22 protein-coding genes, 1 CRISPR repeat array and 2 riboswitches (1 of these 25 running past the window's edge) are annotated in these 23082 nt (G+C 49.6%); of the genes, 12 read left to right on the forward strand and 10 right to left on the reverse strand.

From position 1 onward, the window contains the following. Positions 1-49: direct repeats of the CRISPR family, unit length 28 nt; unit sequence TTTCTAAGCTGCCTGTGCGGCAGTGAAC; it begins 519 nt to the left of the window's first position. Positions 50-267: 218 nt separating this feature from the next. Further along, positions 268-552, forward strand: a complete 285-nt coding sequence (locus N7E60_RS07540) for a TIGR03643 family protein (protein WP_069587016.1) — start codon at positions 268-270, stop codon at positions 550-552. Positions 553-873: 321 nt separating this feature from the next. On the opposite strand, the gene N7E60_RS07545 is transcribed toward N7E60_RS07540, so the two are convergent. Beyond that, a complete protein-coding gene (locus N7E60_RS07545; RefSeq protein WP_269596998.1) occupies positions 874-2037 on the reverse strand; it encodes an amidase family protein in 1164 nt (387 codons plus the stop codon). Positions 2038-2158: 121 nt separating this feature from the next. Beyond that, the gene (locus N7E60_RS07550) at positions 2159-3325 is read right to left on the reverse strand and encodes a J domain-containing protein (RefSeq protein WP_269596999.1); all 1167 of its coding nucleotides are present in this window, start codon (positions 3323-3325) and stop codon (positions 2159-2161) included. Between the two features lie 254 nt (positions 3326-3579). After that, positions 3580-3667: riboswitch (glycine riboswitch) on the forward strand. Between the two features lie 2 nt (positions 3668-3669). Further along, positions 3670-3749: riboswitch (glycine riboswitch) on the forward strand. A gap of 79 nt (positions 3750-3828) precedes the next feature. Between N7E60_RS07550 and N7E60_RS07555 the strand changes: the two genes are divergently transcribed. Beyond that, positions 3829-5232, forward strand: a complete 1404-nt coding sequence (locus tag N7E60_RS07555) for an alanine/glycine:cation symporter family protein (protein WP_269597001.1) — start codon at positions 3829-3831, stop codon at positions 5230-5232. A 121-nt stretch (positions 5233-5353) separates the two neighbouring features. Here N7E60_RS07555 and N7E60_RS07560 read toward each other — a convergent pair whose 3' ends face one another. Next, positions 5354-6031: an HAD family hydrolase gene (locus N7E60_RS07560; protein WP_269597003.1), complete on the reverse strand. Its 678-nt coding sequence runs from the start codon at positions 6029-6031 to the stop codon at positions 5354-5356. Between the two features lie 305 nt (positions 6032-6336). On the opposite strand from N7E60_RS07560, the gene N7E60_RS07565 reads away from it, so the two are divergent. The 7 genes from N7E60_RS07565 to N7E60_RS07595 all read left to right on the forward strand — a co-directional run bounded on the left by N7E60_RS07565 (position 6337) and on the right by N7E60_RS07595 (position 12856). After that, a complete protein-coding gene (locus N7E60_RS07565; RefSeq protein ID WP_269597006.1) occupies positions 6337-6921 on the forward strand; it encodes an FMN-dependent NADH-azoreductase in 585 nt (194 codons plus the stop codon). Positions 6922-7083: 162 nt separating this feature from the next. Then, the gene (gene sbcB / locus N7E60_RS07570) at positions 7084-8505 is read left to right on the forward strand and encodes an exodeoxyribonuclease I (protein ID WP_077455919.1); all 1422 of its coding nucleotides are present in this window, start codon (positions 7084-7086) and stop codon (positions 8503-8505) included. 199 nt (positions 8506-8704) lie between these two features. Next, complete coding sequence (locus tag N7E60_RS07575; protein ID WP_269597008.1) at positions 8705-9196, forward strand: winged helix-turn-helix domain-containing protein; 492 nt, start codon at positions 8705-8707, stop codon at positions 9194-9196. A gap of 76 nt (positions 9197-9272) precedes the next feature. Beyond that, positions 9273-10019 (forward strand): type 2 periplasmic-binding domain-containing protein, encoded by a 747-nt coding sequence (locus tag N7E60_RS07580; RefSeq protein WP_269597009.1) that lies wholly within the window; start codon positions 9273-9275, stop codon positions 10017-10019. Continuing rightward, the gene (locus N7E60_RS07585) at positions 9991-10788 is read left to right on the forward strand and encodes a type 2 periplasmic-binding domain-containing protein (RefSeq protein WP_269597011.1); all 798 of its coding nucleotides are present in this window, start codon (positions 9991-9993) and stop codon (positions 10786-10788) included. Before N7E60_RS07580 ends, N7E60_RS07585 begins: the two co-directional genes overlap by 29 nt. Positions 10789-10970: 182 nt before the next feature. Further along, positions 10971-11867, forward strand: a complete 897-nt coding sequence (cdd, locus tag N7E60_RS07590) for a cytidine deaminase (RefSeq protein WP_269597012.1) — start codon at positions 10971-10973, stop codon at positions 11865-11867. A gap of 89 nt (positions 11868-11956) precedes the next feature. Beyond that, entirely contained in the window at positions 11957-12856 is a 900-nt protein-coding gene (locus N7E60_RS07595) for a DMT family transporter (RefSeq protein ID WP_069587024.1), read from the forward strand. Positions 12857-12897: 41 nt separating this feature from the next. Here N7E60_RS07595 and N7E60_RS07600 read toward each other — a convergent pair whose 3' ends face one another. Then, on the reverse strand, positions 12898-13515 hold the full coding sequence (locus tag N7E60_RS07600) for a thiopurine S-methyltransferase (RefSeq protein ID WP_269597013.1): 618 nt from the start codon (positions 13513-13515) through the stop codon (positions 12898-12900). Between the two features lie 257 nt (positions 13516-13772). On the opposite strand from N7E60_RS07600, the gene N7E60_RS07605 reads away from it, so the two are divergent. After that, the gene (locus N7E60_RS07605; RefSeq protein WP_269597014.1) at positions 13773-14186 is read left to right on the forward strand and encodes a hypothetical protein; all 414 of its coding nucleotides are present in this window, start codon (positions 13773-13775) and stop codon (positions 14184-14186) included. Between the two features lie 17 nt (positions 14187-14203). On the opposite strand, the gene N7E60_RS07610 is transcribed toward N7E60_RS07605, so the two are convergent. Both N7E60_RS07610 and N7E60_RS07615 read right to left on the reverse strand, forming a co-directional pair. Beyond that, complete coding sequence (locus N7E60_RS07610; protein WP_069587029.1) at positions 14204-14611, reverse strand: hypothetical protein; 408 nt, start codon at positions 14609-14611, stop codon at positions 14204-14206. A gap of 301 nt (positions 14612-14912) precedes the next feature. Beyond that, positions 14913-15275 carry a MarR family transcriptional regulator gene (locus N7E60_RS07615; protein WP_269597015.1) on the reverse strand — a complete coding sequence of 121 codons (363 nt, stop codon included), beginning with the start codon at positions 15273-15275 and terminating at the stop codon, positions 14913-14915. A 316-nt stretch (positions 15276-15591) separates the two neighbouring features. On the opposite strand from N7E60_RS07615, the gene N7E60_RS07620 reads away from it, so the two are divergent. Then, entirely contained in the window at positions 15592-16275 is a 684-nt protein-coding gene (locus N7E60_RS07620; protein WP_240531886.1) for a DUF2982 domain-containing protein, read from the forward strand. A gap of 32 nt (positions 16276-16307) precedes the next feature. Here N7E60_RS07620 and N7E60_RS07625 read toward each other — a convergent pair whose 3' ends face one another. Continuing rightward, complete coding sequence (locus N7E60_RS07625; RefSeq protein ID WP_069587035.1) at positions 16308-16952, reverse strand: MBL fold metallo-hydrolase; 645 nt, start codon at positions 16950-16952, stop codon at positions 16308-16310. Positions 16953-17265: 313 nt separating this feature from the next. On the opposite strand from N7E60_RS07625, the gene N7E60_RS07630 reads away from it, so the two are divergent. After that, positions 17266-18999 (forward strand): GNAT family N-acyltransferase, encoded by a 1734-nt coding sequence (locus N7E60_RS07630; RefSeq protein ID WP_077639441.1) that lies wholly within the window; start codon positions 17266-17268, stop codon positions 18997-18999. Between the two features lie 91 nt (positions 19000-19090). Here N7E60_RS07630 and N7E60_RS07635 read toward each other — a convergent pair whose 3' ends face one another. From N7E60_RS07635 to N7E60_RS07645, 3 genes are all read right to left on the reverse strand, one after another. Continuing rightward, positions 19091-20830 (reverse strand): L,D-transpeptidase family protein, encoded by a 1740-nt coding sequence (locus tag N7E60_RS07635; RefSeq protein WP_269597016.1) that lies wholly within the window; start codon positions 20828-20830, stop codon positions 19091-19093. Positions 20831-20981: 151 nt separating this feature from the next. Beyond that, entirely contained in the window at positions 20982-22079 is a 1098-nt protein-coding gene (locus N7E60_RS07640; RefSeq protein WP_269597017.1) for a DUF1513 domain-containing protein, read from the reverse strand. Further along, positions 22069-23082 carry an imelysin family protein gene (locus N7E60_RS07645; RefSeq protein WP_269597018.1) on the reverse strand — a complete coding sequence of 338 codons (1014 nt, stop codon included), beginning with the start codon at positions 23080-23082 and terminating at the stop codon, positions 22069-22071. Before N7E60_RS07645 ends, N7E60_RS07640 begins: the two co-directional genes overlap by 11 nt.

A 23082-nucleotide genomic window follows, 5' to 3' on the forward strand; every position in this document is an offset into this window, starting at 1 on the left:
CCAATCTGCGCTCGCTGGTATTTTCTAAGCTGCCTGTGCGGCAGTGAACAATAGAATAACCTAACAATCGTTCGATACAACAGGCTGTTAGGATAAAAATCGTCTTTTACCCTTGTTAAAAAGGGCCTTTCGTAACTAGCTGTATTTATTGTTTATTTTTAAATATCCCTAAAATAAGGGTAAAAGCATTGATTGGTCAGAAAGAACACGCTGATCGGTTTTTCCTGCGCTACCCGTATTATTTGCCACCAGCATAGGGAGACAGATATGGCTTTGAACGAGCAACCGGGAGAGATTGACCGAATTATAGAAATGGCGTGGGAAGACAGGACCCCTTTTGAAGCCATTGAAACACTGTATGGCCTGCGACAAGATGATGTTATCGCGCTGATGCGCCGTGAGTTAAAGCCGCGCAGCTTTAAGGTATGGCGTGAACGCACAAACGGCCGTAAAACCAAGCACAAAGCGCTGCGTTCAGCGTCTGTGGGCCGTAGTCATTGTAAAAGCCAATATAAAGTAAAATCATCTAACGGTAAGGCCAATCGCAGATAAAAATGATGTCACAGCGAAGCGGCTGAGTGGTTAATTGATCGTCTCTGTCACGTTATGGAAACGTGACAGTCTAATTGTCACTTTCTACTGGCGGTTAGTCTGTGCTTCAACCTCAAAGCCAATCTAACTCACAGCGTTATTTTTCAAATAGTTATGCGTTAAAAACAACACTAATCCAACTACTTATCCACAGTTTCTGTTGATAGTAAATCGACATCGGGTAACTTATTTAACCTTTAAAGATCAGCAAGTTAATTGCATAAAATACAATTTTATAGAAATTTCTTGACGACAGCGTGGCTAAAGATTCCAGATCTAAGCTTAACCGACCCAACGGTGTGCTACTTCCATCAATAACTTATCTTTGTTGGGATGTCCCAGCAATGTGACACCGTAAGGAGCTTCTTGGTAGTTAAATAATGGCAAGGTTAACTGCGGTAGCCCACACACATCGGCCAGCGCCATGAGGCGTCTTTGTGCCAAATTAAAGATGTCGCTTTGCTCTTGGCCTGCGTCTCTTGGCAAGATCTCGCCCGGCGTAGACGGTAGAATCAATACTTTATCACTTGGCCACATCGCACATACGGTATCTCTGAGTTGCTTGCGCGTTTTTTTCGCTTGGAAATGGTCTTTGTAATTAATCGCTTGAAGGCGGGCCAAGTAGCTTTGCGTAGAGGACGGCAAGTCTAGCTTTTGCTTTTCCAGCCATTCTTGATAGACCAGTAAAAACTCATGGCTGGCAATGGCAACTTGGGCGTTCTCAATTCGTGTTAAAACCAGTTTGTTCATCGCCAACGTGGTTTCATGCGGTAAAGGTAACGCCTCTAATTTTTTGTAGAAACAATCCATGGCTTCGTCACTGTAGTAAAGTGCGAAGATAGGTTCTGCCAACACGACACCGACAATGTTTTTGATCGCCGTTGAAGGTTTTGCCACCAGCTCTTGGAACTGGCTAATTGGCGCTAATGCCTGACTACAGACGCCCGGATTATCAAATGTTTCTGCCGCAGGTAGCAAACCACTCGCGTCGATGAGCCCTGGCGTAGGCCGATAGCCAAATAAGCCACAATGTGCCGCCGGGATGCGTACACCGCCAAAAGCATCATTACCAATGCCTAAGTGAGCCAGTTTTTTTGCGACTGCGACGGCAATCCCTGCATTACTGCCGCCGACGCGATACTTACGGTACTTTGGATTGCGAAGCTCAGCGTAGAAAGGATTGAGGCCGGTAATACTAAAGGCAAGCGGATCCACTTGCAGTTGGCCAATTAAATTGGCGCCTTGGGTCATCATGGTGTGCAGCACCGCCGCATCTTTGGCTGATTCAGTGCGCCCTTCCGACCATGCGGGAATACCGATCCCCGACACCAAACCTTCTACCGCTACAGAGTGAGAAACAGCAATGTGATAACGCCTGAATACCCCACCGCCGCTTTCCTGACGAGGTGGATCATACCGATGCGCAAACATGGCTTGGTCTAACATTGGCGTTCCTTATCACAAAATCAATCGAGCCTTATTGATCAGTGTAATACAGTCGCGACAAATCAGACGCCTGAGTTGGGCGGTAAACCATGTCGATGCAAATGAAAGTGTTACTGGTTTTTTAAAAGTTCGCCGCTGTCAGCCCTGGTGCTCGTTGACACGATTGTTCAAACGCACTGAGTTGAGGGGCAAGATCCTCACTGACAAAGGTATCGTCAAATATTTTCACTTTGCGGGCGAGCTGCCAACTATCAATCGACGCGCCTTGTCCGTAGGGAATTGCATACACATGAAAGTGTTGACGCTGAGTAATGTAGTCAAGATTTGGCGGTACGCGTAAAGGTTGATAGGTGGTATTAAGGTAGACGTAAAACTCCCCTTGGCAATTGGCCACCACATACGAGCCTTGCTCACTGCGTAACGCGAGATAAGGTTGTGGTACTTTATCAAACTGATTCACATGCCATTGATTCGCTGTTGCAGTTAGCTGGATCATCGGAGCGGTCGGCATGGACGCACGCGAATCGCTTACCTGGGGTGTCGGCGTCGGTGCAGGTGCCGTTGTTTTATTGTTTTCCAACGGTTCGACAATTCTGACACGTTGCGCCACCTCTGGCGCCGATTGGCCTAACAATGTCCTCATCATGCTTTGCCAGTGGCTAGTCGGCAACATCAGCACCGCAATCACGCCCCAAGAAGCCAATACCCAACGCCATGCTAAGCCGGGCTTTGCGGCTTTAAGCGTCACTGGCGTTGCTTTATGTTTGAGCTCGGTTTCCAGTTGTTCAACCTGAGATAGTGCCTGTTTTAATTCTCGATTGAGCTGTTTACTCTCTTTCTTGTCACTGTCATGTTGCTTTGATAACCGCTGATGCTGCTCTTCTAAGACATGATGTTGCTTTTCCAGCTTCTGATAGTGCTCCCGCCATTGGCGATTATCAAACTCCAGCTTGGCAATTTTCGCGGTCAGATGCGCAGGGATTTGGTTGTTCGCTTGGCGGGCTCGTAAAGTTCGATTCTCTTGCTGCAATGCGGCGAGTTCTTTTTGTAACCGCGCCACTTGGCTTCGCAATGCTGCCGTGCCACCAGCAGATTGTTGACTGTCGAGCGGGCTGTGATCGCCCTTGCCATTTTTAACCGCTTGATACGCTTCACTGACAAGCTGCATCAACCCTGTGCTTCCGCCTTTGTCTGGATGCACACGAATAGAAAGTTGACGATAGCGTTGTTTAATTTGCTCGGCGCTTTCACTGGCGCCAACGCCTAAAAGTTCGTTCCAAGTGGTCATATCAGAGCCCATCATTACGGCTTCGTCTTGCAAACTTAATCACAAGGTGTTGTTCCGTGTTATCGGCAAAGGATCACATTTATTGAGTATTTATGGGTCGAGATTTCAGTATAGCCAGCACCATATTGTTCGGAGATAAAAGTTTAAAGAGTGCAAATTTTGCGCGCTTCTTTAATTGATAGGACTCTTTATTGATTTTTGCATTGCATTCATATTTCTGTGATCTATCATACTTACCGCAATATGACGTTCCGATGAAGACAGCAGGAGAGAGGTGGCATTCGCCATCCGCCGAAGAAGTAAATCTTTCAGGCACTTAAATGTATGGACTGCTGTTGGAGGAGCCTCTGGAGAGACCCGTTAAGTCGGGCGCCGAAGGAGCAAGCTTGTTTTCAAGTGAAACTCTCAGGCAAAAGGACAGAGGAGATACCCACCCCAATATGTAGCACTTTTGTTAATATTAGTGTGGCTTATCTCCTCCTTTGATGTTTAAAGGGGGATAAATGCAATTTCTAACTCAACTACCAGATATACCATCACTTCTCGCCACCATTGACGACTGGATATGGGGCCCACCGCTCTTACTACTGCTCACCGGAACCGGTCTGTTCTTTACCGTACGGTTAGGGTTTATCCAGCTACGCCGTTTACCTTTTGCACTAAAACAAATTTTTAAACCGGCGGACGCCTCAACCCAAGGCGATGTTTCTGGTTTTGCGGCTTTATGTACAGCATTGTCCGCGACTATCGGAACAGGAAATATTATTGGTGTCGCAACCGCTATCGCACTGGGCGGTCCCGGCGCCCTATTCTGGATGTGGCTAGCCGCGTTTTTAGGCATGGCAACCAAATACGCAGAATGCTTGCTAGCGGTGAAATATCGCGAAACCGACCACAAAGGCAATATGCTGGGCGGGCCCATGATGTACCTTTCTAAAGGGGCTGGGCAACCGCTTTTAGCGAAGCTGTTCGCGCTGTTTGGATTAGGCGTCGCCTGCTTTGGTATTGGCACCTTCCCGCAAGTTAACGCCATCAGCAGTGCCGCTACTCACCTGTTCAATATTCCCACCGTGGCGGTTGCAGGGATCTTAACCGTACTGGTGGCTCTGGTAACCATTGGCGGGGTGAAGTCGATTTCAGCCGTAGCGGCCAAAATCGTTCCCGTGATGGCGGTATTCTATGTGGTCGCGTGTTTATGGGTGCTTGGGGCGAACATTGAACAACTCCCACACGCCGTCGCGCTGGTCTTTGAGTCCGCGTTTACGGGAATGGCAGCAACCGGTGGTTTTGCAGGTGCGGGAATGATGCTTGCGATTCAAGCCGGTATTGCACGCGGCGTATTTTCTAATGAGTCAGGACTGGGCAGCGCCCCTATCGCCGCGGCTGCAGCCAAAACCGATTCTTGCGTTGAGCAAGGCCTTGTTTCCATGACCGGTACTTTTATCGATACGCTGGTGATTTGTACCATGACGGGCCTGACCCTAATTCTGACCCAATCATGGTCAGGGGAGCTGGCAGGGGCCTCGATGACCTCTCATGCCTTTGCAGTCGGTATGGAGAGTAGCATTGGACCGATGCTGGTGAATATTGGCCTGTTATTCTTTGCCTTCACCACCATTCTAGGCTGGCATTACTATGGTGAGCGCTGTGTCGCTTATTTGTTCGGTAAACGCGCTATCTATCTATATAAGCTCATTTTTATTGGATTGATTGCATCAGGATCTTTTATCCATCTGAACACCATTTGGATCCTTGCTGATATCGTTAATGGCTTAATGGCGATCCCGAACCTGATTGGCTTGTTGCTACTTCGCCATGTGGTGATCAATGAAACGCGCGCCTACTTTAATCAAGAGGCGGCGAGCCCAGCCCGTGCCGAGCATACCACTTGCAGCCAAGTGCATTAAGTTACGGCTAAGTGTGTGAGTGGCTCGTTACCACCTCGGTCAGCCCGCTGATACAGCAAACGTAAAAGCCGGTGAGTACACCTCACCGGCTTTTACGTATTACTCAACAGGCAGTCATTGCTTACGCAAACTTCACCGCATCGGTTTCTTCTATGCCTAAACGCCCTAAAATGGCGCGTGGATTAACAAAATCGTTGATTCGGGTGTGATGTTCCACTTTATCCCCTACCGCGACGAACTCATAATCCAGTGATTGAGTCGCCTGTTTGTCCCATACCCCGTCACCAAAATAAATTCGGCGATCAAACTGCACGCCATAATCTTGCTTAGCGCGGAACGCCGCGAGTGCCATCACTTCACTGCGGCTCATCGCATCCGAGCATGAGGAGAACACGATACCATCGACATTAAAACCGGCCGCCTTTAACTTCATCCGCGCGGTTTCTTCCCAGCCACCCGTCGCAATGGCAAGGGCGACAGAAGGTACTTGACGCATCTCATTGATAAACTCGACCGCGCCCGGAATGGGAGTCATACCGTTTTCCGCAATGGCGTGCGCGAGCTTTTGCATAAACACACGTTTCACTTCTCGGAAAATGGTGATTTTCTCTTTTTTCAGGTCGTTTTTATCGATGAGTTCTTCGATGATACCTGCGTCGGTGATATTGGTGTATCCACCCCAATCATCAGGCACTGTCAGTCCCGTCACAGCAAAAATGGCTTCACTAAAACACTCGTGGTCCATGTGGCAGCTATTTACCAGCGTACCATCCACGTCTAACATAAATAGATTTTTCACGCGCTATTCCTCAAATCCCGTTGCGTCCACACAAGCACACGGCTTGTTGATTTGATTGTGGCGCTTCCCCAATGCAAGCTGTCTGTCCGACACAACGGCCATTATAACATTATTTTTACATTTTGGACGACAGCCGAGCGCAATCATACGCCCCTGCTTGATAACTGCCAATGCTCACTCGAAAAGTTGTTACATCAACGAAATTTTTGAACAAGTTTAACGAATCCTTGACGTGGTGTTTTTACGCCCAAACTCTACACTAACCAAGGTCGCAATATGCAGCCGTTAATTTTAAGGAGAACGTAATGAAAGCGCTTGTCATCAAATCAAGTATTCTTGGCCCCCATTCTAGCTCGAACGCCGTGATCGATGGCGTGGTAAACAACCTATCACCTGATTCTTTGGTTGAGCGTGACTTGGCAGCCAATCCATTGCCGATCCTTGACGGCGAGCTTGCCGGTGGCCTTCGTGGCGGCAGTGATCTGAATGAGCGTCAACAGCAAACGTTGGCGCTTTCTGACCAGTTGATCAACGAGATCCAACAAAGCGATACGCTAATCATCGCCGCCCCTATGTATAACTTCACGGTGCCCGTACAGCTGAAAGCGTGGATTGATCTTATTGCCCGTGCTGGCGTGACATTTCGCTATACCGAAAATGGCCCTGAAGGCTTAGTGACAGGTAAGCGCGCTATCGTTGTCACCACACGAGGTGGGATGCACAAAGGCGGTAACACCGATCACGTGACAGGTTATATGCAAACCGTACTTGGTTTTATCGGTATTACAGACGTTGAATTTGTCTACGCGGAAGGCCTCGCCATGGGTGAAGACTTGGCCAGCAAAGCCATTGACGATGCAAAACAGCAGCTCAAAAAACTGGTTTCTTAATCGCAAAAGACCCATTGTTTGGTGCAAACGCCTGCCAATGTGCAGGCGTTTAGGTTAGCAAGCGCGCGAGGATTGGTGATCCGCGACGCCAATGTTACCATGTGCGGTCTAATGCAGGTGGTTGAGCCTGCTTTCTTTTCTTTGATCAGATTGGATGCGATTGTGACCGACACCGCCCAGCCAACGTTTTTTATCTACGACTTTGAGACCTTTGGCACCCACCCGGGTAAAGACCGCCCTTGTCAGTTTGCCGGCGTGCGCACTGATAGCGACTTCAACGTTATTGGCGAGCCCTTAGTGCTGTTTTGTCAGCCACCGAATGATTATTTGCCCGCACCAGAAGCCTGCTTAATCACCGGGATCACACCACAGTTAGCGGTGAAAAAAGGCTTACCTGAGCCCGAATTTATCGCCCGTATCCATGAGGCGCTCTCTCAGCCAAATACCTGTGTCTTCGGATATAACAATGTACGCTTTGATGATGAGGTGACCCGCTACACGTTGTACCGTAACTTTTATGACCCATACGGTTGGAGTTGGCAAAACGGAAATTCACGGTGGGATTTACTCGATGTGATGCGCGCTTGCTATGCGTTGCGCCCCGAGGGTATTGAGTGGCCGCATGATGAAAATGGCAAGCCAAGCTTTAAGCTGGAAAAACTCTCGGTTGCCAACGGCATTGAGCACAGTAATGCGCATGATGCTATGGCGGATGTGTACGCCACCATTGAGCTGGCCAAAAAAGTAAAAGCTGCGCAACCGCGTTTATTCAATTATTTGCTGACCCATCGCCATAAAAACAAAATCAAAACCCTGATTGATGTGGTGAATATGACCCCACTGGTTCATGTCTCGGGTATGTTTGGCACCGAGCGAAGCAACACCAGTTGGATCGTGCCAGTTGCTTGGCATCCTGAAAATCCCAATGCGGTGATCACCATTGATTTGGCGCGAGACCCAGCACCTCTTTTTGAGCTTGATGTCGATGCGCTGCGCGAGCGTTTGTATACGCCTCATCATGCACTCGCGGAGGATGAATTACCGGCACCACTGAAACTCGTGCACATCAACAAATGCCCGGTCTTAGCCGATGCCAAAACGCTACGTCCGGAAGATGCTGCGCGCTTAGGGGTGGATCGCGAGGCCTGCTTACGTCATCTAAAAGCGCTCAAAGCCGCACCAGAGCTAAGAGAAAAGCTGGTTGCCGTCTTTGCCGAATCAAAACCCTTTGACGATCAGGACGTCGATAGTGCCCTATATGCAGGCTTTTTCTCGAAAAGCGATCAAAGTGCGATGGAAATTATTCGTGCGCGCGATCCTGAAAATCTTGCCGCGCTCGATTTGAGCGTTGACGACTGGCGCATAAAGCCGCTGCTATTCCGCTATCGCGCGCGTAATTATCCGTGGACACTGACTGACGCTGAGCAGCAAAAATGGTTTATGCACCGTCGCGACTATTTCGAGGCCCACTTGCCTGCATACATGGAAAACTTACAGCAATTGGTCGATGCTCACCAAGACGATGAACACCAGCTGAAGATCCTCAAAGCGGTGTACCATTATGTGGAATCCTTGGTCAGTTAATTTTGCTTCCCTTGCCGTGGTGTCATCGGAGCCATTGGCAAGGGAAAGCCTACTATCTTTCTGATAGATAGTCGCTTTTAAAAATTTCCTCACACGCTGCCCAACTTCGTCTACCAAAAAAAACGTCCATATTCTAGTTGCAGAACCGTGATTTGAGTCCACACTTTTAAAAAGAGTATCGTGTGGAGTGGGCTCAATTATGACAACCAAAGTGAATACGCGCTGTTATCGATTTGCGGATGTTGATTTCGAACCAGAAAGCAGAACCTTATATTGGACCGACCAAACCATCACGGTACTGTCCTACGAAGAGTCACGCATGCTAGAAATGCTTTGCTACTACGCGGGAGAAGTGCTATCCAGCCGCACGCTATTTAAGCAAGTTGCATTACCGGATAGCTCGTTTGCGCAGCACCAAAGTGTGGTGACGTCTTTAATGGCAAAGTCCTATCGTAACGGCAAAAAGTGCTTGCCCTTTGAAGTGGTGGGCGAGTTTGGCTACCGCGTTGCCTTGCCCCAACAAACCCTGTCGCATCGACCCGCACCGAGAACGCAACCACAAGCCGATGAGCCACCATCGCTCGCGAAGCCAGATGATTTACAAGCGGTAGACTTTAGTATCACCAAACCACTGATTGTGCTTCTTAGCGCTGCAACCGTGATTATTGGAATAACAGCATTACTCACATAAGCCGATCAGTCGATATAAATAACATGCTTGGGTAAACCCGAACAGCCCAGAGCCAGTTTGTTGTATGGAGGGGCCTATGCTCACGAAATCAGTATCATTGGTTGTTGCCACGCTAGTCGCCATGTTGATCAGTCTCTCAGCATTGGCTCAACAGGAAGCGAACCGCACGATAACCTTGCACATGGGAGAAATTCCGGGGTTGATTAATTTTGATGGCTCCGGCGCCTTTGTCGATTTTGCTCGTTATCTCGACGCCCAAGATCCGAGTACAGACATCACGATCAGCATTTATCCAATTTTTCGCGCGATCAACAATATCTCTCGAGGCCAAGCAGATATCGCGCTCCCCGCTATTCGTCCATTAAAAGAAGATATTAGTGACCTACCCTTTGCCTTTAGCACTGTCTCTTTTGGGGTTGTACCTCACGTGCTCTATACCCATAAATCTAAGCCACTTAATGCAACGCTGCTAAAAGCCAATCCAGATGGTTACATTATTGAATCCATTCCTCATGACTTTGATTTTGAAGTGGTCCGCTCTCACAGCATACGCCAGTCACTCAAACGGCTGCATAATGGCAGGATAGATGCCTTTATTTGGGCGCAAACCGAGGCCGACCAAGTGTTGAGAGAGCTTGGCTATACCGATATTAAGCGCGAGTTATTCGCTGATATGGAAGATGTCTTTATGATCCCGAAAGGTGAAGCGGGAGAAGAGATCGATGCCTACCTAACCCAATTGCTCACACCTCTCATCGAAAGCGGTGAGCTAGAGCAGCAACACAGGAAAATTCATGCTCCCTATGATGATTGGCAACCTTAATATGTCGATCCAAGCAGGACGAGTCGGCGCTCTGCTCAGCGCGTTAGTGCTTTTCTTGATAGGGCCGTCACCGATACAGGCGCAGCCATCGAACAGTGACGCCCCCCCACACACATTGGTGATCCACATGGGGGAACTGCCGGGACTGATAAACCTTGACGGGTCAGGGCCGTTCGTGGATTTTGTACGCTTTCTCGATGACCAAGATCCGAACACACAAATCGAAATCACCGTATTTCCCATTCATCGCGCGATTAATGGCATCGTACAAGGCAGTGCCGATTTAATGCTGCCCGCCGTGCGCCCAACGAAAACAGTCACCGATTTGCCCTTTGCATTTAGCAGTGAGTCGTTTGGCGATGTCACCCATGTTTTATATACCCATAAGAATAATCCCCTCCCCGTTGATGTCTTATGGGCTAATCCGGAACCTTATACGATTGAGGCGGTACCCTATTACATGCCGTTTAAAGTCAAGCGTTCGCACAGTATTGAACAATCCTTGCGCCGTCTCGCCGCTGGCCGCATTGATGGGTTTGTTTGGGCACAAGAAGAAGCCGATATGATGCTCAAGCAGTTAGGGCTAACCAATATTCGCCGCGCACATTTTGCTGATTTTCAAGATGTATTTGTGATCCCCAAAGGAGAGAAAGGTCAGGCCATTGATGCCTACCTCACCGCGTTGATCACTCGCCTGCGTGACAGTGGCGCTTTAGCGCGTGAGTATTATAAAGTTCATCGCCCCTACGTGGACTGGCAACCGGAATAGCAAGCTTCGCGACTGTATTTAAAATCAATCATAGTGACTGTATTTACAGGCTTAAAAATGTTGACGTCACTCTAAGTTTGAGCAACAAGATTATATTTGCATTGTATGCGTGATATTACTCACACATTTATCAAGATCGCTTCTCTACACTGATAGGCCGTTAACCATTTAGAAGTGATGCTATGCGAACCGCACTCATTGACGCACTGACACAATTGCCAGACTCACTACAGAGCACCGTCTCGGAATGGCTTCACGCATCGGCGTTTGATGCGACCTTTACGCAAGCGCAAGTGGCAGATATGGAAGCCGCGAGTGGCCTGTCTGGCGCGGCATTGCGCCTTGCTTTACTCCCGCTGGCCGCAGCCTATGCTGTGACACCCATTTCTCGTTTCAATGTTGGGGCGATTGTCAGAGGAGAAGATGGTACGTTATACCTAGGTGCAAATATCGAACTGACTGGCGTTCAACTCGGACAAACCGTGCATGCAGAGCAAGCTGCGATCAGCCACGCATGGACCAAAGGGGCGACGCGCTTAACCGACATCACCATTAATTACAGTCCTTGCGGCCATTGTCGCCAGTTTATGAACGAGTTAAATGGTGCTGAGGACTTAGTGATTCAACTGCCTAAATCGGACGCTAAATCACTGCACGCTTATCTTCCCGAAGCATTTGGCCCTGCCGACCTAGGTATTGAAGCGCGACTGCTTGCTGACCAAACGCAAGGCTTAACGGCGGACGATATTGACGATCCTCTGCTTAAACAAGCCGTTGAAGCGGCGAACATTAGCCATGCACCTTATTCGGGCAACTACAGCGGTGTCGCGATTGAAACAAGCGATGGCCGTGTATTTAAAGGAATGTATGCCGAGAATGCGGCCTTTAATCCGAGTTTGCCTCCGCTTCAAGTTGCTTTAATTGCCGCCAATATGGCGGGCTACTCGTGGGATAAGATTGCCTCTGTGGCATTAGCCGAAGTAGTAAACAGCACCGTGAGTCATCTGGCCGACACTCAAGCAAGCTTGGATGCCATTAATCCCGACATTCCCTTGTTATATGCAGGGTTAAGAGCTTAATACAAAACATAAGGCCGCATTGATTTCTAGTCGCTCTGCGGCCTGTTTTACGCTACTATCCGAGCATCTTTTTTCGGATAACCACAGCGATGAAACAAATTCATAATCCCATCCAAGGTGCTGCCTGGATGTTGATCGCCGGCCTCTGTTTTGCGCTGGTTAATAGCCTCTCACAATACGTCAGTTTTAAACTCGGCTTGCCGTCAACCACCGTTGCCTTTATTCAATATGCGATCGCACTGGTTGCCATGATCCCGTGGCTGAAACAGCTGGGTGTACGCCACGCATTAAAAACAGAACATTTAGGAAAACACTGTCTGCGCGTGTTTATCTCGGTGATTGGCATTCAACTGTGGCTGTGGGCCCTCGCCTACCCTGTACCGATTTGGCAAGGTATTGCTCTACTGATGACTTCTCCCTTATTTGCCACCATCGGTTCTGGGTTATTTTTACGAGAACGTGTCGGTATCGCTCGCAGCTTAGCAACCCTCGCGGGTTTCTGTGGTGCGATGATTATCTTGGAGCCTTGGTCAGAAGGATTTACGTGGGCCACCTTATTGCCTGTCGGCGCTGCGTTTTTTTGGGCCACCTATTCGCTGATGGTCAAACGTTTATCCGCCTATGATCCGCCAACAACTATGGTGGTCTACCTGTTGCTATTGATCACGCCTTTTAATTTGGTGCTTGCCGTACCGGATTGGACGCTACCAGCAAGTGCGACAGCATGGTGGATGCTGATCGGTGCTGGCCTGCTCACCGCCTTAGCCCAATGGGCCATCGCCAAGGCCTATGCCGTTGCAGATGCTTCATTTGTTCAGCCGTTTGATCACGCCAAATTGCCGTTAAATGTGTTATTTGGCTGGTTAGTCTTTAGCTGGGTTCCACCCGGTCGATTATGGTTAGGGGCCGGCATTATTATCGCCGCCGTGTTCTTTATCACGCACTGGGAATCCCGTCAGTATCACGCCACCAAAGCCAAACCAGCGTAACGTACTCGATAGAAAAAGGGCCTGATGGCCCTTTTTTATCATTATTCAGCGGCTTGAATCAGCCAGACTTGCTCCCCTCGCTCACCACAGGGTTCGGTACAGGTATCGAGCAAGGTTACTTTCATACCTTGATAGGTCTGTCTAACCAGCTGTTCATCCAGAGAGAATGGCGGATGATCATCACTTTGTGGATAAAACAGAGTGACAAGCAACATGCGACCACCTGGGGCCAGTAAGGAAGTGACGCGATCAACATACTGCTGACGCATCGATGGTGGCATTGCCACTAACGCCGCCCGATCATAAATTAACGGTGCCGGCTGCAAACGCGCAGTAAAGAAATCACCACTGATCAACTCTAATTCGTCAAAGCAATAATGCGTGTGTCCAGAAGGTGCCGTATACACTTGCGGTGTGTAAAGGTTTTCAGAGAAAAAAGCGCGCACCGCGATATCACTAAGCTCTACCCCAACCACACGCTCATGACGCTCGGCTAGCCAATTCAAATCGATAGACTTACCACACAACGGAACCAGCACTTCCTCGTCCAAACGCGGGTTTAGTGCAGACCAATACGCCATCAACATGGGGTGTACGCTATCGCGATGAAAGCCAATTTGATTTTCGGCCCAACGTTGATGCCAAAACTCTTGCTCCATGCTCTCTCCGACTCAATTTAAAAGTCCTTGATTATATCTGAATTCCCTGATGATGCAGAGAGGTGGCCGATACCTCGCCCCTACAAAACAGTGTCGTTTTGTTCACGAACGCTCCTTGTTCGACTATCTCCTTTCCGATCACAACACGATAGAGATAACGATCCTGATCACAAATTAATCATCAGACAACTTGCCAACGGTCAGATTTAATAATACTGTTCTTTTATACAGTATTGATTATATATACAGGTATCCGCATGTACACGACATCAGCTCTTACCAATATTACGTCCGTACATCACGCAACCAATACCGCGCCGTTAACACACACCGCCACATATGCGATGCAAGATGCACGACAAACTCATTGGCAAGCGATGATGCGAGCATTAGCGCTCAAGGCACGACAGCCCAAATGGATCACTGTCATCAATCCACCGCGTACATTTACGGCCAAACATCTTCAGCAATGGGGAATTCATCCTGATCAAGTGAGAGTGATCCGCAGCCGCAACGGTTACGATGACTGCGCACTCGTGGAAGGTGCTGTGAAAGCGAATACCTCTTGCGCTGTGTTGGCCTTTTCACCGCAAGCCGAGAAAATCACTCACTATGAAACAGGGACACAGTGGGTGGCGTTTGTAAATCCAGCCGTGTTGCACTGCCATTGAAGCAATTCGTCGAGACGTTAAACAGAAGGAAAAGTGAGGCGTACCCACTCACGATTTTCGTTGCTGTACTCCAACAGTGCACCCGTTTGGTCGCTAATCGCTTCCATTTGACGGTAGTCCAGTGCATACGGCATCAAAATGGTTAGCTCGCGAATACTTTGCTGTTGAGCCAATTTGGCCAGGCGCACCAAGTTAACCGTATCTGTATTGCGAAATGAGAGTACCTGCGCCGCTTGCTGATGCAGACGATCTTGGGCGGTCAATGCCTGTTGGGCGTGATGCTCAAGCACCGTATTAAATGCAGGCAACAAACTGCGAAATATGTCGACAAACGTCCAGTTGGGCTGTTGTTCTTCGCATAGAAAATGGGTGTAGTCGAAAACGACTTCAGTCGGTGTTTTCAGCTGGGTAGACAGCGCTTCCATGGCTTTTACCTCCAGACAGAGAAAGAAAACTGACGTCCCTCTACTATATGCAGTTTTAAACAGATGTCTGGAAGATCATACAGTATTTTGCGTCTGATCAAGCTTTAATCACGCGAATGCGTAATAATGACAAGATTTTTTTAACAATAAAAGAACAACTCAATGAAAAATCACTGCATTATTCACGTTGTTGCCACATAAAAATAAGAAAAGCGTATAAGAAGGTCTGTGGGGAGAGTAACCCGCTTAAACGCTAATGGCATCGATGCCATCAGCAGCTTAAGCGGGCCAGCAAATGCGATTAACAGGCTTTGTAGATAACCTTGTTAGATGCCACTTGCACACGCTCCACCACACCCTCTTCGGTGAGTTTTTTCAGCGCGCCTGTCGCCCAAGAGGCGGCTTTGCTATCTTCTTGACCGGCAGCCAAACCGATGCCTTTAGGATTAATCCCTTCTGGGTTGGCTTGTACAATATCAAGCACCTGTTGTTGCTTTGGCGTGAGTGACACTGAGACGCTTGCAGCAGCTGCTGGCGCGGCGGCAGGTGCAGGCTTTTCTGCGGCAACTGGCTGAGTTTTAACTGGACGCTGACGTGCTGGCGACGTTGCCTTTACACGCTTGTTCAGTTTGAATTGTACCTTACGCTTGTGAGAGATTTTCATTCAATCATCCTACTCCGATGCACTACGTTCAGAGCCTCTGAATGCAGCGGGTGAAAAACAAAGCGCGTTTTATACCAAATTTTGACGCTCTTTTGTAGGTAAGTGTGCCCGAGTACGCGTAAAGATCGTGATATTCCGCGACAAATGTTTACCAATCCAGTGTTTTTTAGGCAAACTAATCAGGCACTTTCCACGTATACTGGTTAAAAGAAGAGACGTTTTCGACTCGAGACAGAGTGTCGCCCGTTGGCACATCCACCCGCAAAGTGGAGCGCTGACATCGCTGATTTTTTACCCACAGGTTGCACGTAGGATCATGGACGCGCTAAAAACGGTTAAAATCTATCCTCCGCAATTTGAAGCCGCTCGGTGGAGTATGCTCGCAGCCATGGCGGTTGCATTCGGGTTAGTTTGTTTTTTTCTGATCCAACCCACCTTGTCATTCGGCCAAGGCGTACTGGGATTAATCGCCATTATCGCCATTTTTTTCACCATCAATAAGTTGCTACAGCGCGTACAACTCTCCTTTTCCCTCTCTTTTATGCACCTACAGCATCATAGCTTTCGCGGGGGGTGGGCACTAAAGTGGAAAAATATCGCAGCTATCGGTATTCCACAGGTTTATCGGCAAGAGGGGATCAGTGAGCCTCTCCCCTGGGTGGGGATTAAAATCAAGCACTATGACGCTCTCCTCGAGGGGATCAGCCTGCGCATGGTCACGCATATTATTATGACTCAGCGCGCCCTGTTAATTACCGCCTATCGCCGTGCCCCCAGTAAGCCCAGTAAACCACTTGAAGATATGATGTTTGACGATACGCCATATCGCGGTGAAAACGGTATCCTATACAAAGGGCTGATGGCGATGCTCGCCAATCGCATGCGTTATACTCGCGAGCTTCTTGGCTATGACATTTTTGTCAGTGAAGATTTATTGGATAGGCCGTTGGAGGATTTTGTAGGCGTGACGCGACGCTATCTCGCCGCCGCCCAAGAGTGACAGCGACGAGCGCAGTTACCTATCGAACGGCGCTAAAACGCCCCGGTCAGGAAGGGGTTGGTTTGTCGCTCATGCCCCAGCGTGGACGTCGGGCCATGACCCGGAATGAAAGTCACATCGTCCCCCACCGGCAATAAGGTGTTTTTGATGGCATTGATCAAGGTTGCGTGATCGCCTTTCGGAAAATCAGTGCGGCCAATCCCGCCATTGAATAGCACATCGCCAACCCACGCTGTACGACCTTGCTCGTCCACAAAAACAATATGGCCTGGCGTGTGGCCCGGAGTAAATAATACCGATAATTGTCCTTCTCCAACCGTCACCGTATCGCCTTGTTCAAGCCATTGGTCTGGCTCAAACGGCTCGGCATGCGCAAAGCCAAACATCTGCGCCTGTGCAGGCAAGGCTTGCAGCCAAAATGCATCTTCTTTATGCGGCCCAATCACTGGAATATCTAACGCTTTGGCAAGCTCAACCGTTCCGCCCACATGATCAAGGTGGCCATGAGTCAGCAAAATTTTCGTTACTGTAACGTCAAGTGCATGAATCATTTGGCGCACTTTCGCAATATCACCACCCGGATCGACAACGGCAGCTTGCTTGGTTTTATCACACCAAATGATGGAGCAATTTTGTTGAAATGCCGTAACTGGCACAATCTCGTAATGCAACGCCATGAGAGATCCCTTTTATTCGCGAGGCCGTGTCACACACAACCGTCTCTGTCTACGCTAATGAATATGGGCCTCACTATGCCATGCTGTCATGAGTTTGCAACTGTGCTGCCAAGCCGTTGTCACCTTTCCTACCTAGCATTGATGCCTATACGGTGATGGTGACCCCCACCAACCATAGATAGCGGCTATTTTGTGATCTTTACCGCGTTATGTGCGATGAGTTCGCACTAAAGACTGTGAGGATGTAAGCAAATGTCGTTTTTAACGTCTAACCAAACAGTGCATGAGCACGGTTCTGGACGCAAGGTTGACTATGTTTGATGTTGATAAGGTATTAGCTTCGAATTACCCCAAACTGGAGCAACGCGCATGGCTTAAACGCCCCATGATTAAAACGTTGCGACGACTGTTACACGAGCAGGAGTTCCACGATTTCGCCCACCGTTACCCTCACCTACAAGGGTTTGAGTTTGTCGAGCAGGTACTAGATTACTTTAATTTCAGCTACCGCGTCAGTGATCGTGAAAAAGAGCGCATTCCTGAATCGGGGCGCGTGGTCATTATCGCCAACCATCCGATTGGATCGTTAGACGGCTTGGCATTGCTAAAAATGGTGCGTTCGGTACGTCCTGATGTAAAAGTGATCGCGAACGAGCTTCTTATGCAAATTACTCCTTTGCATTCGTGTCTGCTCCCCGTCAACAACATGGGCGGTCGTACCCCAAAAGAGAACCTCCAAAACATCAATCAATGGCTCGATAACGACGGCGCGCTAATTATCTTCCCAGCCGGTGAAGTGTCGCGCGTCGCGCCTTCTGGCATTAAAGATGGACCATGGCAACAAGGCTTTTTACGGATGGCAACCAAAGCCAAGGCCCCAATCCTTCCTATTCATGTTGACGGACGAAACTCTGCCACCTTTTATGGCGCGTCCATGGTGTACAAACCCTTGTCGACCTTACTCTTGGTAGAGGAAATGTTCCGCCAAGAGAATAAAACCATCGTCTTTACCATTGGTGAAATGATCCCACACCATAGCTACAGTCCCAGTGCCAATCTCCCGGTGAGAACACGGGTAAAGCTATTTCACAAACACCTCTACCGATTGGGAAAAGGTAAGCCCGGTTTATTCCCCACCGAAGCTGCAATTGCCGCTCCTGAACCGCGGTTAGATCTCAAGCGTGCGCTAGAAACCAGTGAAAAGCTGGGAGAGACCCCCGATGGTAAGTTGATCTTTCTCATCGACTATCAAGCCGACTCACCCATCATGCGAGAAATTGGGCGTTTACGCGAAGTCGCCTTTCGCGCTGTCGGAGAAGGGACAGGAGCTCGACGCGATCTCGATAAATTCGATCAGCATTATTGGCACCTTGTGCTCTGGGATCCGGTCGAGCTGGATATTGTCGGTGCATATCGGCTGTGTGATACCCAAAAAACCGTGGCAGCTCAAGGAATAGAGGGGATCTACAGCGCCAGCTTGTTTGACTTTGAGCAAGGTATGCAGCCTTTTCTTGCTCAGGGATTGGAACTGGGCCGCAGTTTTGTGCAGCCCAAGTATTGGGGCAAGCGCAGTCTCGACTATCTATGGCTTGGTATTGGTGCCCTGTTGGCCCAGCGTCCTCAGTATCGATATTTATTTGGCCCAGTGACTATCAGCAACGCCATGCCACAAGCAGCCAAAGAGTTGCTGATCTTTTTCTACCGTACCTATTTTGCCGGAGACAGTGATTACGCACGCTCTAAACGCCCCTACCGTTTGGCGGCGGCGAAAGAGAGTGAATTACTTGCCCATTTTAGTGGCGATGATTATCAGCGGGATCTCAAACAGCTCAAAATGCTGTTGGATCACCTTGGCGTCGGGATCCCGACTTTGTACAAACAGTACAGTGAGTTATGCGAGCCTGGCGGCGTACAGTTTTTAGATTTCGGCGTCGATCCTGACTTTGCCGACTGTATTGATGGTTTGGTCCTCGTTGATTTAACCAAGCTTAAAGCTAAACGCTATCAGCGCTATATCGCCCCTCATTTGGCCCATCAAACCGAATAGACCTCAGCGTTATGCAGCGGCGCGACACTCTCGTGCCGCTTAGCCTCAGTCGTCTATGTAGAGACCGCCCGCTTCTGGATGCTTATTAGGACTACTGAGTATGTTCGTTTTGTTGTAGCGGCCGCTGCTGAGTCAAATAACTCGGCTCCCGCGTCGTGACATCTCGATTAGGTTTGGTGTCATAGGCGTAAACATCATCTCGAAATGCAACGCGCCCACCTTCCGTCACCCACGCCGTTTGATATATGGTTTGTACGGCGAGTGGGCGACGCAAACTGATCCACTTGGTTTGCGTCGCATCCAGATAGGTTTGATAGTCGGTCAAACGTTGCCCTGACAAATCGAGCAGCACATTGGCCAGCTCCTCGGCATATTCCACCCGAATGCAGCCGGAGCTAAACGCGCGGCGTGATTTGCTAAACAAGCTGCGTGCCGGCGTATCGTGCAGATAAATCGCATTGCGATTAGGGGTGTTAAATTTAAATCGTCCCAAGGCATTTAGCTTGCCCGGCGCTTGCTGCAAGCGATAAGGAAACCCATCAACCCGCACTTGCTGCCAGTCAATAGTGGTTGGATCGATGCTTTGATCGCTGTGCCAATCAGGCAGAATTCGATAATGGTTTTGGCTGAGGTAAGACTCATCGCGCGCTAACTTTGGCAAAATATCCCGTCGCACAATGCTTTGCGGCACATTCCAGCTGGGGTTAAGCACTACCGAATCAAGCCGAGACGAAAACAATGGTGTACGGCGCGATGTACGTCCGACCACGACCTTACTTTCAAACACACTTTGATCGTCAAACCATAAGGTCATCCGGTAATCGGGAATATTGACCACAATACGATTCGGCTGATTATCCGGCCATAGGCGAAGCCGCTCAGCGTTGAGCGCGAGCAATCGAATACGGTCTTGCGCATCACGATTTAGCCATCGTGCCGTCGATGGACCAATGATGCCATCCACCGTCAGTCCATGTTGCCCTTGGAATTCGCGCACAGCCGCCAACAAATCACCGCCATAACGAACGCTGTGCCCATCAATCGCTTGTAGCCGTTGATCTTCCCCCCAAAACCCTTGTCGCCGCAGATTTTCTACCAAATTCAACGCAAAGGTTGTCGCTACCGCCTCATTGGGTCTGACTAATCCGTTTAATGCCACCGTTGGCCAAAGTTGGTTCGCATCTTGTTGTAGCCGGATAATTTCGGTCACTAACGCGCGATATTGCTGATTAGCTGGGCGACGATGGTATAAAAAGGCGTAAAGCGTATGGTCTAACCCAGCCTGAAATACCTGTTCCCGGACGGGCAAAGCAGGCGCCGGAAGTGGCGCGCGATGTTGAGCGCCAAAAAACCATTGTTTTCCTTTCTGGGGAATAGCGGCCTGATAGCTGAGGAGTGCATAGAGGGTATCGGTCGCAAACACATCGTATGCCAAATCTTGGCCTTGCTCGCGAAGCTGGCGTAATTGCCATGCTCGCCATTCAAACTCGGGGCTGATCCCAGCAAGTGAAATGACGTTCACTTGTGTTTCGAGTTCATAGCGCGCATCGTCTCGCTCCCACAGCAAAACGAATCCGTGTTCCAGATAGTCGCGGGTGAGTAGATCAGGATAGGCGAGCACAGTGGCATCCGGCGCGGCCGCTTGCAGCCAATCTCGGGCATGCTGATAGGCGCGTTTATGATGCTCATCGGCTGACAAAGACTGTCCGGCTGATTCGGTCAAAAACCGCACACTGCTACTACTGTTAGGCGATGCCGCATGGACAGGCGATAACATTAAGCTGAATACAATCAGAAGGTTAGCCAAATAGGCGTCCGGCCTTATTTTCATACACCCCTCCTACTCCATGCTTTAATTATGGCAAAATTTCGCCTGACAGAAGCAAAATGATAGTCTGATTTTTATCGCTTTGCGGCAGGAATATGGCACAAAAAACGGCAGCAAAACGATGCTGCCGATATTTGATTTTACCCGAGAAAGATTACACCAGTGTTATCCAGTGGTTATCCCAACGCACCGGTGTCATATGATAATCCGGCGTGTGTGCGGTATTCAGCGTGACCATTTTTCCTCCTCCAGAGCTAAGGTTGATCACATCGCCATCGCGACTCGCCCCGGACGCATCGACCAACGGGTGAAGACCGATCATCTCGCCACTGTCGAGTGACCAGATCCCATAACAATTTCCTCGCGGAGAGGTCGCCACAATCCAACCATTTAAGGTCGCAATACTGGCAACGTAATTGTTAAATCGCGCCCACTGCTCTGGTTCTGCAGTGAGCTGTCGCATGGGCTCGCCGCGGCGATGGATCGCTACCAACGGAGCATTATCATCACCGTGATACTGTTGGCCGGTGGCCACATAACCATCATGAGACACCATAAGATGCCGAATGCTGAGCTTTTTATTTGCCAACTCGGCACGCTCAACGACTTCACCACTGGCAATGTCGAGGTAGACTAACGCAGGCTGCATCTCGTTGATGTTCAATACTGTACGGCCATCCGTGTGCATACCGCCAACCCCTACCACCAGCGTTTTCGCATCGTACAGGGCTACTTCATGGGGGCCGATACCAAAACCACTGATCTCACGCACCTTGCTCACTTGACCGTCGGATGACAAGCGATACACACCAATCACGCCTTCGCTGGTTTGGCGTTTTCCTTCTGTGGTATACAACCATTGGCCATCGTCAGAGATAGCACCGTGGCCATAGAAATAACGATCCGGCTCGGCATCAACTTGTGACAAGGTCACTCCACGTTGATAATCAAAAACCTGCATGAAATCACCGGGACGACGCGCAAACGCCACGGCCAAACTGCCTACGTGACGACGCTGGGCTGCGACACCATGACCACGATCTGGTAACGGCAGACGAAATAGCGGCTGGCCGGTATCATCAGCGCCCACCACCGCGTAAGAGCCATCCGTGCTCAAGGCACAGCCCAGCAAGGTGCAGGTCTTTTGCGATTCTTTTTCGCTACAGCCTGCCACTAAGCTCACGACGGAAGGAAGCGCCGCGCCCATTAAGGCCGCTTTAAGCAAACGGCGACGTTTAAGACTAGTCTCCATCGGTGGCATTAAACCCTACAACGATACCCAAATCTTGCGCGACCTGCCCATTTAGCACTAACTTGAGGTATTCCAAGTTATTGTACACCGTGAGCATATCGCGATACCCGTCAACGCTATTAAGGCGCTCAAACAGTGGCACCCCGTCCGTCGGCACACTGTCATAGGCAAGCTGCCAATGCTCGCTAACCCGATCCGCGACCTTCTCATAACCACGCTCGCGCAGTGCCTGCTCAATACCACCATCAGCATGATACATCGCCTGCATCGCTTGAATACTCTCGCCTAATAGCGCTAACGAATGGCGAGAACGCCATGCTTCGCCTTGGTACGGGTTGGGAAAACCCGGCTTACCCAATGGGTTTGAAAGCTTCTTCATTACGTAATCTAACTGGTGGTTCAATGCACCAAGTTTTTCCGCCATCGCCATCGATGGGGGCATGCCCTGCCACGGATTTTGCTGCCAAGCGTCATTCAGGGCACTGGCAGTTTGCGATAATCGGCCACTCACCGCTTTCGCGAGCTGACATTGTTTGGCATCACGCATGTCCGCTTGGGCGTCATAAAGCAGCCATTCCATTGCACCAACACCTTGGACCGCGACGCTTTGCTCGGCCAAATCATTCGCTTGCCATGTTTTATCCGCAGCAAGCAACGCATTAATTTTGCGTCCGGTGGTGTTTTTCTTATCCGGATAGAATTGGATGCGCCAACTTTGTGCGAGCGCTTGCTCCGATCCCTTTTCTACCCCTTGTAGCGGCATCCACGCCGCCATTGTGGTTTGCCATGCCGCACGAGCCTCTACCACAGTTGCGCGATCATCACATACCGCCGCTGTGGTTGAGGCAAGTTGCGCTGCCGTTTGTTTAAAATGCTCACTGCGTTGTTTTTGCAGCTGCCACAAGCCATGATTAGGCCCTGTCTCGGTTTGGGATAAACACCCCGTTAGCCATAGCGTGGCGCTCACAGAGAGCACCGCCACAGCATTGAGTCGAAAACGCAT

The sequence above is a fragment of the Salinivibrio proteolyticus genome, from assembly GCF_027286365.1.
GTDB classification, from domain to species: domain Bacteria; phylum Pseudomonadota; class Gammaproteobacteria; order Enterobacterales; family Vibrionaceae; genus Salinivibrio; species Salinivibrio proteolyticus.

Bases quoted from the DNA above. Each gene is read 5' to 3' on its own strand.
- N7E60_RS07610 (WP_069587029.1), bottom strand. From the start codon at position 14,611: ATGGAAGCGCTGTCTACCCAGCTGAAAACACCGACTGAAGTCGTTTTC.
- N7E60_RS07605 (WP_269597014.1), top strand. From the start codon at position 13,773: ATGTACACGACATCAGCTCTTACCAATATTACGTCCGTACATCACGCA.
- N7E60_RS07540 (WP_069587016.1), top strand. From the start codon at position 268: ATGGCTTTGAACGAGCAACCGGGAGAGATTGACCGAATTATAGAAATG.
- N7E60_RS07640 (WP_269597017.1), bottom strand. From the start codon at position 22,079: ATGGAGACTAGTCTTAAACGTCGCCGTTTGCTTAAAGCGGCCTTAATG.
- N7E60_RS07625 (WP_069587035.1), bottom strand. From the start codon at position 16,952: ATGGCGTTGCATTACGAGATTGTGCCAGTTACGGCATTTCAACAAAAT.
- N7E60_RS07635 (WP_269597016.1), bottom strand. From the start codon at position 20,830: ATGAAAATAAGGCCGGACGCCTATTTGGCTAACCTTCTGATTGTATTC.
- N7E60_RS07545 (WP_269596998.1), bottom strand. From the start codon at position 2,037: ATGTTAGACCAAGCCATGTTTGCGCATCGGTATGATCCACCTCGTCAG.
- N7E60_RS07550 (WP_269596999.1), bottom strand. From the start codon at position 3,325: ATGACCACTTGGAACGAACTTTTAGGCGTTGGCGCCAGTGAAAGCGCC.
- N7E60_RS07645 (WP_269597018.1), bottom strand. From the start codon at position 23,082: ATGCGTTTTCGACTCAATGCTGTGGCGGTGCTCTCTGTGAGCGCCACG.
- N7E60_RS07555 (WP_269597001.1), top strand. From the start codon at position 3,829: ATGCAATTTCTAACTCAACTACCAGATATACCATCACTTCTCGCCACC.
- cdd (WP_269597012.1), top strand. From the start codon at position 10,971: ATGCGAACCGCACTCATTGACGCACTGACACAATTGCCAGACTCACTA.
- N7E60_RS07580 (WP_269597009.1), top strand. From the start codon at position 9,273: ATGCTCACGAAATCAGTATCATTGGTTGTTGCCACGCTAGTCGCCATG.
- N7E60_RS07600 (WP_269597013.1), bottom strand. From the start codon at position 13,515: ATGGAGCAAGAGTTTTGGCATCAACGTTGGGCCGAAAATCAAATTGGC.
- N7E60_RS07585 (WP_269597011.1), top strand. From the start codon at position 9,991: ATGCTCCCTATGATGATTGGCAACCTTAATATGTCGATCCAAGCAGGA.
- N7E60_RS07595 (WP_069587024.1), top strand. From the start codon at position 11,957: ATGAAACAAATTCATAATCCCATCCAAGGTGCTGCCTGGATGTTGATC.
- N7E60_RS07630 (WP_077639441.1), top strand. From the start codon at position 17,266: ATGTTTGATGTTGATAAGGTATTAGCTTCGAATTACCCCAAACTGGAG.
- N7E60_RS07615 (WP_269597015.1), bottom strand. From the start codon at position 15,275: ATGAAAATCTCTCACAAGCGTAAGGTACAATTCAAACTGAACAAGCGT.
- N7E60_RS07565 (WP_269597006.1), top strand. From the start codon at position 6,337: ATGAAAGCGCTTGTCATCAAATCAAGTATTCTTGGCCCCCATTCTAGC.
- N7E60_RS07575 (WP_269597008.1), top strand. From the start codon at position 8,705: ATGACAACCAAAGTGAATACGCGCTGTTATCGATTTGCGGATGTTGAT.
- N7E60_RS07620 (WP_240531886.1), top strand. From the start codon at position 15,592: ATGGACGCGCTAAAAACGGTTAAAATCTATCCTCCGCAATTTGAAGCC.